General features: G+C 67.7%; 12 protein-coding genes and 1 pseudogene. 4 read left to right on the top strand and 9 right to left on the bottom strand.

Annotated elements, in window-relative coordinates; genetic code table 11:
• Positions 1-4: 4 nt before the first annotated feature.
• Positions 5-388, top strand: a pseudogene (locus CFB46_RS36780) (hypothetical protein); the annotation flags it as partial.
• Here the strand turns inward: CFB46_RS36780 and hpaI are convergent.
• The 7 genes from hpaI to CFB46_RS25305 are packed head-to-tail and all read right to left on the bottom strand — an operon-like array spanning position 339 to position 6,252.
• Positions 339-1,145, bottom strand: coding sequence for a 4-hydroxy-2-oxoheptanedioate aldolase (hpaI, locus tag CFB46_RS25335; protein WP_089501663.1), 807 nt, complete (start codon positions 1,143-1,145; stop codon positions 339-341). The pseudogene CFB46_RS36780 and the gene hpaI sit on opposite strands and share 50 nt — an antisense overlap.
• A gap of 11 nt (positions 1,146-1,156) precedes the next feature.
• Complete coding sequence (gene hpaH / locus CFB46_RS25330; RefSeq protein ID WP_027782894.1) at positions 1,157-1,960, bottom strand: 2-oxo-hept-4-ene-1,7-dioate hydratase; 804 nt, start codon at positions 1,958-1,960, stop codon at positions 1,157-1,159.
• Between the two features lie 20 nt (positions 1,961-1,980).
• Complete coding sequence (locus tag CFB46_RS25325; RefSeq protein WP_027782893.1) at positions 1,981-2,373, bottom strand: 5-carboxymethyl-2-hydroxymuconate Delta-isomerase; 393 nt, start codon at positions 2,371-2,373, stop codon at positions 1,981-1,983.
• 44 nt (positions 2,374-2,417) lie between these two features.
• The gene (gene hpaD / locus CFB46_RS25320) at positions 2,418-3,266 is read right to left on the bottom strand and encodes a 3,4-dihydroxyphenylacetate 2,3-dioxygenase (protein ID WP_089501662.1); all 849 of its coding nucleotides are present in this window, start codon (positions 3,264-3,266) and stop codon (positions 2,418-2,420) included.
• Positions 3,267-3,315: 49 nt separating this feature from the next.
• Positions 3,316-4,779 (bottom strand): 5-carboxymethyl-2-hydroxymuconate semialdehyde dehydrogenase, encoded by a 1,464-nt coding sequence (hpaE, locus tag CFB46_RS25315; RefSeq protein WP_089501661.1) that lies wholly within the window; start codon positions 4,777-4,779, stop codon positions 3,316-3,318.
• Positions 4,780-4,801: 22 nt separating this feature from the next.
• Entirely contained in the window at positions 4,802-5,566 is a 765-nt protein-coding gene (locus CFB46_RS25310) for a fumarylacetoacetate hydrolase family protein (protein WP_089501660.1), read from the bottom strand.
• A complete protein-coding gene (locus CFB46_RS25305) occupies positions 5,563-6,252 on the bottom strand; it encodes a fumarylacetoacetate hydrolase family protein (RefSeq protein WP_089501659.1) in 690 nt (229 codons plus the stop codon). Before CFB46_RS25305 ends, CFB46_RS25310 begins: the two co-directional genes overlap by 4 nt.
• Before the next feature lie 152 nt (positions 6,253-6,404).
• Here CFB46_RS25305 and hpaR point away from each other — a divergent pair, with 152 nt between their 5' ends.
• Complete coding sequence (gene hpaR / locus CFB46_RS25300) at positions 6,405-6,845, top strand: homoprotocatechuate degradation operon regulator HpaR (protein ID WP_027782888.1); 441 nt, start codon at positions 6,405-6,407, stop codon at positions 6,843-6,845.
• Between the two features lie 58 nt (positions 6,846-6,903).
• Here the strand turns inward: hpaR and CFB46_RS25295 are convergent, their stop codons facing one another.
• Positions 6,904-8,115 carry an SDR family oxidoreductase gene (locus tag CFB46_RS25295; RefSeq protein WP_089501658.1) on the bottom strand — a complete coding sequence of 404 codons (1,212 nt, stop codon included), beginning with the start codon at positions 8,113-8,115 and terminating at the stop codon, positions 6,904-6,906.
• A gap of 650 nt (positions 8,116-8,765) precedes the next feature.
• Here CFB46_RS25295 and CFB46_RS25290 point away from each other — a divergent pair.
• Positions 8,766-9,113: a DUF3564 family protein gene (locus tag CFB46_RS25290; RefSeq protein ID WP_027782886.1), complete on the top strand. Its 348-nt coding sequence runs from the start codon at positions 8,766-8,768 to the stop codon at positions 9,111-9,113.
• 419 nt (positions 9,114-9,532) lie between these two features.
• The gene (locus CFB46_RS25285) at positions 9,533-11,428 is read left to right on the top strand and encodes a peptidoglycan D,D-transpeptidase FtsI family protein (protein ID WP_089501657.1); all 1,896 of its coding nucleotides are present in this window, start codon (positions 9,533-9,535) and stop codon (positions 11,426-11,428) included.
• Between the two features lie 93 nt (positions 11,429-11,521).
• On the opposite strand, the gene CFB46_RS25280 is transcribed toward CFB46_RS25285, so the two are convergent.
• Positions 11,522-13,237: a cation:proton antiporter domain-containing protein gene (locus CFB46_RS25280; RefSeq protein ID WP_027782884.1), complete on the bottom strand. Its 1,716-nt coding sequence runs from the start codon at positions 13,235-13,237 to the stop codon at positions 11,522-11,524.
• Between the last annotated feature and the right edge of the window lie 88 nt (positions 13,238-13,325).

Genomic DNA, 13,325 nt, shown 5'->3' with positions numbered 1-13,325 from the left:
TATCGAGGCACAACGGCTCGCGCGGCCACAGGGTCTGCGGTTCAGGAAGATCACCGATGTACTGGCTACGAACCTCGCGGACAACCGGCGACCGGAGGAACGGGTCGAATGGGCCGGCATCGGTGAGCGGACGACGTGCCGCCGCTTCGCCGCCGAGACGGGGCAGACGTTCGCGCAGTAGCGCCAGCAGGCCAGACTGGCGCGAGCGCTGGGGACAACGCCCGGGAAATATATGGACGCAGAACGACACGCAGAATGGGCAGCTCTGCACGCACATGAAGTTGCAGGACGGCAGGCCGGGGTTCGGCAGACCAAAACCGCCGTGCGCAACCGCTGCGTCAATACGTGCCGTCGCCCTGCTTCGCGGCGTCGCCGCCGCGGCCCTTGAACTGCGCGGCGAGCCGCTCCGCGCTCCGTGCCAGCAGCGTCGTATCGACGCCGACCGCGACGAACAACGCCCCCGCATCCAGATAGCGCCGCGCGGCCGCTTCATCCGCGCTCAGGATGCCCGGCGCCTTGCCGGCCGCCTTGATCGCGCGGATCGCACCGTCGATCGCGCCCTGCACCTCCGGGTGCCCGGGATGGCCGAGATGACCGAGATCGGCGGCCAGATCGGCCGGCCCGATGAATACCCCGTCCACGCCGTCGACCCGCGCGATCGCATCGATCGCGTCGAGCCCCGCGCGCGTCTCGACCTGCACGAGCACGGCCATCTCGTCGTTCGCGCGATGCAGGTACTCGCCGACGCGATTCCACCGCGATGCGCGCGCCAGCGCGCTGCCGACGCCGCGCATTCCATGCGGCGGGTAACGCGTCGCGGCCACCGCCGCACGCGCTTCGTCCGCGCTCTGCACCATCGGCACCAGCAGCGTCTGCGCGCCGAGATCGAGCACCTGCTTGACGATCACCGGATCGTTCCACGGCACGCGCACGACCGGATGCGACGGATACGGCGCGATCGCCTGCAGTTGCGCGAGGATCGTCGGCACCGTGTTCGGCGCATGCTCGCCGTCGATCAGCAGCCAGTCGAAACCGGCGCCCGCGACCACTTCGGCGCTGTACGGATTCGCGAGGCCGAGCCACAGGCCGACCTGCGCGTCACCGCGTGCGAGCGCGGCCTTGAAGACATTCGACGAAATCCGCATCGTTCCTCACCTCACTCGAAGTAGCACTGGATCGTCCCGAGCGGGCCGTAATCGACGCTGAACGTATCGCCCGAACGCGCCGCGCAGGGCCGCGTAAACGACCCGCCCAGCACGACCTGCCCCGGTTCCAGCGCGACGTCGAAGCGCGACAGCCGGTTCGCGAGCCATGCGACGCCGTTCGCCGGATGGTTCAGCACGCCGGCCGCGACACCGGTTTCCTCGACCACGCCGTTGCGCGACATGATCGCCGCCACCCAGCGCAAATCGACGTCCCGCGGGCGCACCGGCCGGCCGCCGATCACGACGCCCGCGTTCGCCGCGTTGTCGGCGATCGTGTCGAACACCTTGCGCGGCCGTTTCGTCTCGGGGTCGATCGACTGGCTGCGCGCGTCGATGATCTCGAGCGCCGGCACGACGTAATCGACCGCGTCGTACACGTCGAAGATCGTGCAGTTCGGGCCGGTGAGCCGCTTGCCGAGCACGAACGCGAGCTCGACCTCGACGCGCGGCACGATGAAGCGGCCGGTCGGGATCGTGCCGCCGTCCTCGAAGAACATGTCGTCGAGCAGCGCGCCGTAGTCGGGCTCGTCGATCTGCGACGTGTTCTGCATCGCCTTCGACGTGAGGCCGATCTTGTGCCCCTTCAGCGTGCGGCCTTCCGCGAGCTTGAGGGTCACCCACGCGCGCTGGATCGCATACGCGTCGTCGATCGTGATGTCGGGATGGTCGAGCGAGATCTGGCGGATCTGCGTGCGCGCGCGTTCGGCGTCGTGCAGACGGTGCGCGAGCTGGTCGATGATGGCGGGTTCGAGCATGGTCGGATCGGGAATGGAGTTCAGCCGGCCCGCTTGTAGCGGGCGTGAATGTTGTTGTGCTTGTACGAGCCGCTTTCGCTGAACTCGGTCAGTTCCATCGACAATGCAAGGTAGCGTTTCGCGTACAGCTCGGCGAAATGCACCTTGATCGCATCGAACAGCGCGTCGCACGCGGCTTTTTTCTGCGCGTCGGTGCGGCCCGAGCCGATCTTCAGTGTCACGTGGACGAACGCGTCGTCCTCCGTACCGTCGGCGACGCAGTAGTCGTGCAGCTCGAGCGCGCGCGAACGGATGCCGCCGGTCGGGAACACGCCGCCCTGCGCAATCAGCGTCGCGTTGATCGTGCGCAGCAGCACGGGAATGCGGGCGTCGTCGCGGATGTTCGCGGTGTATTCGACGACGATGTGGGGCATGGCAAGTCTCCGGTCGGATTCGAATGCGTGGCGGGCGGCCGCGCTCAGGGCAGCGGGAAGATCGCGTTGATCTGCCCGGTGCCCGAACTCGCGAAATAGTCGGTGACGATCTCGACGGGCCGGTCGTAACGATCCCAGCCGAGCAGCCCGAGCAGCATCGCCGTGTCGTGCATGCCGCCTTCGCCGTGGCAATGCACGTTGTACTCCGGCAGCATCGCGCAGAAGGTCTTGAAATCGCCCTGTTTCCACAGTTCGACCACGCGCAGGTCGACCTGCCGGAAGAATTCGCGGCTGATCTCGTGGATCGATTCCTCGGGGCTGCCGTTGTCGTTGAAGCGGTGCGACAGCGAGCCGCTCGCGAGGAACGCGACGTTCGAATCGCTCTTCTCGATCGCTTCGAGCAGCGCCTCGCCGAAGCGCCGGCTTTCGTCGAGCGTATGCCACATGCACCAGCCGGCGATCGACACGACCTTGAAGTGCTGGTCGCCGTTCATGTAGCGCATCGGCACGAGCGTGCCGTATTCGAGTTCGAGGCTGTCGATCTCGTGCGCACGCGTCGCGACGCCGCGCTCGGTGGCCGTTTCCGCGATCAGCCGGCCGAGCGCCGGGTTGCCCGGATACGCGTACTCCATGTCGCGGATGAAATGCGGCAGCTCGTTGCTCGTATAGGTGCCGGCGAACCGCGCATTGCAGTTCACGTGATAGCCCGCGTTGACGAGCCAGTGCACGTCCGACACGACGATCGTGTCGACGCCGAGCGCGCGGCAGCGCTCGCCGATCAGCCGGTGGCCGCGGATCGCCGCCTCACGGCAGCCGTGATGCCGGCCGGGCAGTTCCGACAGGTACATCGACGGCACGTGCGTGATCTTCGCGGCGAGGGACAGTTTGCCCATCGTTAAGTCTCCCAATCGTTCGTTCTTGCGGCGACACGACCCGCTCCCGTTACACGCCCCAGCGAGGAACGTGATGCGAACCCATCGAGATGCACACGTTCTTGATCTCCGCGAACACCTCGAAACTGTACTCGCCGCCCTCGCGCCCGGTGCCCGATTCCTTCACGCCGCCGAACGGCTGGCGCAGGTCGCGCACGTTCTGGCTGTTCACGAACACCATCCCGGCCTCGATGCCGCGCGCGAGCCGATGCACCTTGCCGACGTCCTGCGTCCAGATGTACGACGCGAGGCCGTACGCCGTGTCGTTCGCGAGCCGCAACCCTTCTTCCTCGTCCTCGAACGGGATGATGCACGCGACCGGCCCGAAGATCTCTTCCTGCGCGATACGCATCCGGTTGTCGACGTCGGCGAATACGGTCGGCCGCACGAAGTTGCCGTTGCGCAGATGATCGGGCAACCCTGCCGGCTTGTCCGCACCGCCCGCGACCACGCGCGCGCCTTCCTGCTCGCCGATGCGGATATAGCCCGTCACCTTCTCCCAGTGCTGGCGCGTGATCATCGCGCCGAGATTCGTGCCCGGATCGGCCGGATCGCCGACCACCAGGTTGTTCGCGCGGCGCGCGAATTCCTGCACGAAGCGGTCGTAGATCGCGCGCTGCACGAAGATCCGCGAGCCCGCGGTGCAGCGTTCGCCGTTGATCGAGAAAATCGTGAACAACGACGCGTCGAGCGCGCGGTCGAAATCCGCGTCGTCGAAGATCAGCACCGGCGACTTGCCGCCGAGCTCCATCGAGTACTTCTTCAGGCCCGCGCGTTCCATGATCCGCTTGCCCGTGACCGTGCCGCCCGTGAACGACACCGCGCGCACGTCCGGATGCCGCACGAGCGCATCGCCGGCCGTCGCGCCGTAACCCTGCACGACGTTCAGCACGCCGGGCGGGATGCCGGCCTCGAGCGCGAGCCGGCCGAGCTGGTCGGCCGTGAGCGGCGACAGCTCCGACATCTTCAGCACGGCCGTGTTGCCGAGCGCGAGACACGGCGCCGTCTTCCACGTGGCCGTCATGAACGGCACGTTCCACGGCGACACCAGCGCGCACACGCCGACCGGCTGGTACAGCGTGTAGTTCAGCATCTGGTCGTCGACCGGATAAGTGCGGCCGTTCATCTGCACGCATACTTCCGCGAAGAAGTTGAAGTTCTCGGACGCGCGCGGAATCAGCTGCTTGCTCGTCTGCGCGATCGGCAGGCCGGTATCCTGCGTCTCCAGCGCCGCGAGCATCGGCACGTTCCGCTCGATCAGCTCGCCGAGCTTGCGCATCAGCTTCGCGCGCTCCTTCGCCGGCGTGTTCGCCCATTTCGGGAACGCTTCCTTCGCCGCGCGCACGGCCGCGTCGACCTCGGCCTCGCCGCCCGACGCGACCTCGGTGATGACGTCGCCCGTCGCCGGGTTCAGCGTCGTGAAGGTTTCGCGGCTCTCCACTTCGCGGCCGTCGATCCAGTGCTTGATGGTCATGTGCTCTCCTTGGGCGACGGCCTCAGCCGGCGCGATAGTAGTCTGCTTCGCCGACGATCGTGTTCACGAGCCGGCCGATCCCTTCGATTTCGGTCACGACCTCGTCGCCCGGCTTCGTGTCCGCGAGCCCCTCGGGCGTGCCGGTCAGGATCAGGTCGCCCGGCGAGAGCGTCATGAAGCTGCTGATGTGCTCGATCAGCGCGGGCACGTCGAAGACCATGTCGCGCGTGCTGCCGCGCTGCGTCTCCCGGCCGTTCACCGTCGTGCGCAGCGTCAGGTCGCCCGCGTCGCCGATCTCGTCGCGGCTGACGAACCACGGCCCGAGCGGCGTGCAGGTGTCGCGGTTCTTCACGCGCAGGTTCGGGCGGTAGTAGTTCTCGAGATAGTCGCGAATCGCGTAGTCGTTCGCGACCGTATAGCCGGCCACGTGGTCGATGGCCTGCGCGCGGCTCACATGGCGCGCGGGCCGGCCGATCACGACGGCCAGCTCACACTCGTAGTGCATGTGCGTGGCGTCCGCCGGGCGCACCGTGCGCGACCGGTGGCCGACGAACGTGTTCGGCCCCTTCAGGAAGATCAGCGGTTCGCTCGGCGCGTTGAACGCGAGTTCCTTCGCATGGTCGGCGTAGTTCAGGCCGAGCGCGAACGTCGTGCGCGGCGCGACGGGCGGCAGCCACGCCACCGCGTCCTCGGCCACCACGCGCCCCGTATCGAGGCGGATCGCACCGTCGCCGGCCGGTTCGGCTGCATGCAGTGCCCCGTTGTAGATCACGCGCGCCGTCTTCATCGTGCTTCCTCCGCGATCAGCGTATGCCGCAACGTGCCGATGCCGGCCGCGGCGATCTCGATCGTGCTGCCCGCGCGCGCGCGCGGTGCGCCGCCCGCGACGCCGAGCAGCAGCACGTCGCCCGCGTCGAACGACATGAAGGCTGTCACGTCGGCGATCAGCTCGCGCACCGGGCGAATCAGCGTCGCGGTCGATGCGGACGCGGCCACCTCGCCGTCGATCCGCACCGTCAGGCCGATCGCGTCGACATCGGCGAGTGCGGCGGCCGGCACGATCACCGGGCCGAGCGGGCAAAAGCCGTCACGGCACTTGAAACGCACGGCCGGACGGTAGTAATCGGGATGCGGCACCGACACGTCGCTCGCGAGCGTGAAGCCGTGCACGTAGTCGAGCGCCTGCGCGGACGCCACGCGCGTCGCGCGCCGGGCGAACACGACGGCCACCGACGCGCCGATCTCCAGCGCGTCGACGCCGGCCGGCACGGCGACGGCGGCGCCGTCGGCCACATGCGTGTTGGCGGATTTGATGTAGAGGATCGGCGCCTGCGGCGGGCGGCCGTAAGGCGGCGCGTTCACGGCATCGCCGAGCGCGGCGAGGGCCGCGCGCTCGTTGAGCAGCGCGCCGTAGACGGTACCGATGGCGACCGGCAACGGCGGCGCCGCGGCGGTCGTGCAAGACAGCTCCATGCGTCATTCCCCTGCCGCGCGTCGCGGCGCATCGTCAATACTTAACATCTTAAGTAAACAATCGGGCGCTGGCAACCTCGATTACCCTGATACACGAAATTCATCAGCTCCGGCTGTTAAGATTGATGCGTCCCCGTCCTCTGCTCACCCTGATGAACCGTACGCTCGACCATCGCAACCTGGCCATGCTGCTGCTCGAGGCCCGCGAAACGCTGATGGGCCTGTTTCGCCCCATTCTCAAGGAATTCTCGCTGACCGAACAGCAATGGCGGATCATCCGCGTGCTCGACGGCGAACCGGCGCAGGCGCTCGAAGCCGGGCAGATCGCGAAACGCTGCTGCATCCTGAGCCCGAGCCTGACCGGCGTGCTGGAACGGATGGAGCGCGACGGCCTGATCACGCGCATGCGCGCGCAGGAGGATCAGCGCCGGCTGCTGGTCAGCCTGACGCCGCAAAGCAGGAAACTGGTGACGGAAATCGGTCCGCGCATCGACGAGCAATATCGTCAGCTCGAATCGCGATTCGGCCAGGACGGCCTCGAGGACATCTACCGCGCGCTCGACCGGCTCATCGAGCTCGGCAGCCACGCGTAAGGACGACGCCCGCCACGTGCGGGAACGGGCGCCGGTGCGACGCGGGCGTCAGTGGCGGTCAGTGGATCGCGCCGCGCATCAGTTCGGTCACGGCCACCCCGCGCGACGTGCGCATGCACTCCTCGACGTAATCGATGAACGGCAACGGCTCGAAATCGATTTCGTCGCGCACGCGGCGGTTGTCGAACACGCGATCGACCGTCGCGAATTCCCCGCAGCGCTGCAACGCCCGGCCGATCACGCGCTCGAGTGCCGGGTCGGGGCGCCCGAGCACGTCGCGCACGACGAGCGGCAGTTCGGCCGGCGCGCATGCCGCGTAGCGCGGCGCCCCGGTCATCCCCGCCGCCTCGTCCATCGCGCGCACGATCTGCGCGACCTGCGGCGCCTCGTCGCCGGCCGACACGTGATAGACGTCGTGCGCGAGCGTCGGCTTGACGGCCAGCAGCATCGTCGCGCGCGCCACGTCGTCCACCGACACGATGTCGATGCGCGTCATCGGCCGCGCGGTGAAGCGGCGCGCCGCATGCGCAAGCCGGAACATCCAGAACGAATTCGGCGCGGGCCGCGTACCGAGCACCGTGTGGCCGACCACGTGCGACGGCCGCACGACGACGAGCGGCAGCCCGAGCGCGCGCAGGCGCTGTTCCGTCTCCGCCTTCGCGTGCAGGTAATCGGCCGCGAGCACCGCGCCCGGCAGGCCTTCGTCGCCCGGCGCGGCATCGTTCCCGGCGTCGCGTTCCGCCTCTTCCCGCACGATTCCGCCACGGCCGGCATGCGCGTAGGCCGTGCCGACGTAGACGAAGCGCTGCAGGCGCGACGCGCGCGCGAAGCGTTCGGCGAAGCGCACCGCATCGGCGATGTCGGCCTGCAGGTGCGCGCCGTCGGCCGGCGACGCATGGCCCGCGCAGTGAATCACGTGGGTCGCGCCGGTCAGGCGCGGCGCATCGGCGCCGTGCCACACGTCGCCGAGCGCGCCGACGATCACGTTCGCGTCGGTCAGGCGCGACGCCCAGTACGGCGCGAGCCCCGCGCGCAGCGCGGCTTCACGCAGCCGCGCGACCGCGTGGCCGCGATCCTGCGCGCGCACGACGCAGACGATGCGTTCGAGCAACCCTGCATTGACGAGCGCGGTCAGCACGGTACTGCCGATGAAGCCGGTCGCGCCGGTCAGCACCAGCCGTCCGACGTTCGCCGCCGCGACCGGTGCGCTGGCCGGCGACACGAGGCTCGTCCGCCAGTTCAGCGACAACGCGGTTTTCCAGATCAGCACGATAGTCTCCTTCGAAGAGTCGGCCAGGCGGCGCGGCACCCGCGGTTGCGGGCGGCGCACGGCTCACTGGCCGGGCCGGGGCTGACGCGCGCCCCGGCGGCTCCCGATCGGGCGTGCGCCCTGCGATCGCGTCGATCGCGCTCTGGCACGAGGCAGCGGCAGCCGGCGCGGATGGGCATCCGCGGCACAGGATCGGGAAGGTCCCAGTGTGGGGCCGGACCGCATGCAAGTCTGTCCCGAAAGTTTCGTGAAAGTGTGCCGATTTGTACGCGATTGTCGGAGTGTGTCGTGCCGGCCGCTGCGTCAAAACGCAGAAATGCCTCGCCCGACTGCATTCGACCGGCGTCGGATGCGCGTCGCTCGCCCGGTTTCGACGGCGGCCGGCGCGCGACAGATCGACGCGGCGAGCGGCCCTGTCGTCCCATGTCCGGACCGTCGCGCGTGCCGGCCCGGACACCGCTGTCGCCGGTATCGCCCGCGTGTGCTGACGCCTCCGGAACGACCATGAATCGTCAGACGTCGTTTCATCTGAAATCGAAATGGACTCAATATGGATTTATTGCGGATTATCACTTGCGTTTCACACCAGTCTATCTAGACTGTTCAAGTCAAAACGGTCGGATGCGTCATTTTTTTCAGGAGACGATGCAATGCGCCTCACCATTCGGATTAATGGCAGCGAATCGGCAACCCGGCATTCGTTCGCGGTATTGTGGGTCGATACCGACGAGGGGCTGTGGTCGCGCGAGGCACATCAGGGCATCGACCTCCCGACCTGGGGCAAGGTCCGCGACGTGGAGGGCGCGATGGCGCTCTGCGCGGCCGACAGCGGCAATGCCGTCTGTCAGTTGAAGGGACTGTCGTTCGATGCGACGCGGCGTGAACAGGGCCGCGCGGTGCTCGCCGGCGAGCATCCCGACGGCGCGTGGCGCCTGCAGGCGGTCGATACCTGCACGACCCAGCCGGAATACCAGGAATTTATTTCCGTTGCCCGATAGGTATTATTGACATCTATCGTCTGCGGTTTTCGGGTTTATTCCGGTATCAGTGATATTCATTTCGATATTCAGTATGAATGGCGCCTCGGTGGGAGGCGCTTTTCATTTTCGAGATTAAAGAAATAACCGAAGTGCGGGCAATTGATCGCGCGCCGGGACGATCGCGATCGAACCATGCCGCAGACCATCCGCCCGCATCGGCATGCGATGGATCATCCGTGTTTCATCATCCGCACGTGGCGCGGAATCTCGCGCCGGCCCCCGCCTTTCTTGCTCCTTCCTCCCCCTTTTCAGACGGCCTGCCATTCGCCTTTTTGCGGGGCCGGAACATACTTTCCCCACACGATGTTTACTCATTTATTACAATCGCATTATTCAGACTGACCAGCCGCCATCCGGCGGCCCCACCCGGCCATTGCATGAGCTTGAAAAAGAAGACCCGCCCCGCCGCTCCGTACGCGGCGGCGACCAAGAATCCGATGCTCGCGGCGCGCCTGCCGATGTGGCGCTCGCGGCTGATCGTGGTCGTCGTGTTCCTCGCGTTCGCGGCGCTGATCGCGCGCGCTTTCTGGGTGCAGGTCGCGAACCAGGATTTCTACGTCGGCCAGGGCCAGAAGCGCTATCAGCGCACGATCGAGCTCGACGCGATGCGCGGGCGCATCGTCGACCGCAACGGCGCGATGCTCGCGGTCAGCCTGTCGACCTATGAAATCTGGGCGAACCCGAAACAGGTCGCCGACACCGATTACCCGCAGATCGCGAAGCTGCTCGACATGCCGCTCGTCGAGGTGAAGCGACGTCTCGGCAACGACAAGACGTTCGTGCTGCTCAAGCGACAGGTCGACGCGGACACCGCCGGCCGGCTCGACAAGCTCGCGATCGACGGCATCACGCAGATCGCCGATTCGAAGCGCTTCTACCCGGAAGGCGAATCGGCCGCGCACGTGGTCGGCTTCACGAACGTCGAGGACAGGGGCCAGGAAGGGGTCGAGCTCGCGGCGAACGCGCGCCTGCAGGGCACGTCGGGCCAGCGGGAGGTGATCCGCGACCGGCTCGGCCGCATCGTGTCGGACACGCGCCCGCTCGTGCCCGCGCAGCACGGCGCGACGATCGAACTGACGATCGACCGCCGCATCCAGCAGCTCGCGTTCAGCCAGCTCAAGGCCGCCGTGATCGAAAACAACGCGCAGGCCGGCAGCGTCGTCGTGCTCGACGCGCAGAACGGCGAGATCCTCGCGCTCGCGAACTATCCGACCTTCGACCCGAACGACCGCGCCCGCCTCACCGGCCAGCAATTGCGCAACCGCGCGGTGATCGACACGTTCGAACCGGGCTCGACGATCAAGCCGCTCGTCGTCGCGCTGTCGATCGACGAGCGCAAGGTCACGCCGAACACGATCATCAACACGTCGCCGGGCACCTACAAGATCGGCCCGGCGGTGATCCACGACACGTCGAATCATGGGTCGCTGACGGTATCGCAGGCGCTGCAGAAGTCGAGCAACGTCGCGCTCGCGAAACTGGCGCTGAACCTGCCCGCCGAAACGATCTGGAACAAATACCAGGAGTACGGGATCGGCCGCGCACCGGAACTGACGTTCCCGGGCGTCGCGTCGGGCCGGCTGCGCGGCTACAAGCGCTGGCGGCCGATCGAGCAGGCGACGATGGCGTACGGCTACGGGCTGTCGATGTCGCTGCTGCAGATCGCGCAGACCTACACCGCCTATGCGGGCGACGGCACGCTGCACCCGGTGTCGCTGCTGAAGAACGGCACCGACCAGCAGACGATCGACGCGCACCGCGGCCACCGCGTGACGTCGCCGCAAACGGCCGCCGCGATCCGCTCGATGCTGGAGATGGCGGTGGGTGAAGGCGGCACCGGGCGCCGCGCGCGCGTGGACGGCTACCGGATCGGCGGCAAGACGGGTACCGCGCGCAAGCAGGTCGGCGCGACCTATGCGAAAGGCAAGTACCGCGCGCTGTTCGCCGGGATGGCGCCGATGAGCGACCCGCGCCTGATCGTCGCGGTGATGATCGACGAGCCGCGCGGCAAGGGCTACTACGGCGGCACCGTGGCCGGCCCGGTGTTCGCGTCGGTCACGAGCGGCTCGCTGCAGCTGCTCGGCGTGCCGCCCGATGCACCGGTCGAACCGGAGAAGAACGCGCCGGCGAAGGCCGCCGCGCCGCAGAAGACGGTCGCCGCGCCGAAAACGGCGGCGGCAACCACGACCGTCACGCAGAAACCGCCGGCATCGCTCAAGACGGCCGCGCAATCCGGCACGCCCGCGCCCGCGAAGGCGGCTACCGCAGGCTGACGACGCCGGCGGCGATGCCGTCCGCCCCAGCCCGCTCTGCAGCAACACACCACAGAGACTGAAGCACGCAGGGCCGGCCGCCGCCGTACGCCGTCAATGCGCGGCCGCGACCGGTTTCGCCATCCGGCCGAGTACGTGCTCGGTCATCCCGCGCGCGAGTTCGGTCTCGCCCATGAACACGGTGCCGATGCCCTCGCTCGACAGCAGCGCGGCCTCGTCGCCGCTGTTCGTGCACAGCACGACCTCGAGCGTCGGGTTGAGCGTGCGCGAGATCTCGACGATCTGCCGCACGTCGAACACGTCGGGCAGCGTCACGACCAGCATCCCGGCGCGGGCGATATGTGCCTGCACGAGCACGATCGGCTCGATCGCGTCGCCCGACACGGCCGCGATGCCGTCCGCGCGCAGTTTCTCGACGAGCTCGCGATTCTGCTCGACGACGACATACGCGATCCCGCGCTCGTCCAGTGCATGCGCGATCCGCGTGCCGACCTTGCCATAGCCGACGATCACGACCTGCCCGGTCAGATGCGTCTGCGGCGTCGACATCGGCAGCGCGGCGAGCGGATCGTCGCGCGCCTCGAGCTTGCGCGCGAACGCCGAATGCTTGCGGATCCATGCGAGCGCCGGATCGATCGTCGCGAACAGCAGCGTGTTCATCGCGATCGAGATCAGCGCGACTGCGAGAATCAGGCTCTGCCCCTCGGCCGACAGCAGCCCGAGCGCCCGGCCGAGCCCCGCGAGGATGAACGAGAATTCGCCGATCTGCGCCAGGCCGGCGCCCACGGTCAGCGCCGTGTTCAGCGGATAGCGGAATGCAATCACGAGCGCCACGGCCGCGACCGTCTTGCCGATCAGCACGATGGCCGCGACCTCGATCACGTGCAGCGGCTGGTCGAGCAATATCTTCGGATCGAACAGCATGCCGACCGAAATGAAGAACAGCACCGAGAACGCGTCGCGCAGCGGCAGCGTCTCGTCGGCCGCGCGCCGGCTGAATTCCGACTCGCGCATCATCATCCCGGCGAAGAACGCGCCGAGCGCGAACGACACGTCGAACAGCTTCGCCGCGCCGAACGCGATGCCGACCGCCGCGGCAATCATGCAGAGAGTGAACAATTCGCGCGAACCGGTGCGCGCGACGAGCCACAGAATGCGCGGGAACACGCGCTTGCCGACCACCAGCATCAGCGCGATGAATGCCGCGACCTTCAGCATCGTGACGCCGAGCGTGCCCCACACGCTGCCGCCGGCCGCATGCGCGTCGCCGGGCGGCGTGCCGCCGAGCAGCCCCGCCACCGGCGGCAGCAGGACCAGCACGAGCACCATCACGAGATCCTCGACGACCAGCCAGCCCACCGCGATGCGCCCGTTGACCGTCTCGACGAGCCCGCGTCCTTCGAGTGCCCGCAGCAACACGACGGTGCTCGCGACCGACAGCGCGAGCCCGAACACGAGCGCCGCACCGAGACTCCAGCCCCACGTGAGCGCGAGCCCGCCGCCGAGCAGCGTCGCGACGGTGATCTGCACGATGGCGCCCGGCAGCGCGATCTTGCGCACCGCGAGGAGATCGCCGAGCGAAAAGTGCAGACCGACGCCGAACATCAGCAGCATCACGCCGACTTCGGCGAGCTGCTGCGCGAGCGACAGGTCGCCGACGAAGCCGGGCGTACCGGGGCCGATCACGATCCCGGCGAGCAGATAGCCGACGAGCGGCGGCATTTTCAGCAGCGACGCGAGGTAACCGAAGATCATCGCGAGACCGAAACCGGCCGCGAGCAACGCAATCAGGCTGACGTCATGAGGCATCCCCCCTCCCAAGTTCTTGTAACTATTTAGTAAGGTTCAAGAGTGAAAGGATACGGGATGAGGCGGAAAAATGTCGCGCCGCCGAGAA

It is taken from the genome of Burkholderia sp. HI2761 (genome assembly GCF_002223355.1).
In the GTDB taxonomy this organism is placed as follows: Bacteria; Pseudomonadota; Gammaproteobacteria; order Burkholderiales; family Burkholderiaceae; genus Burkholderia.
Note: the sequence above shows the minus strand (reverse complement) of the source record. Positions and strands in the feature narration are given on the sequence as shown.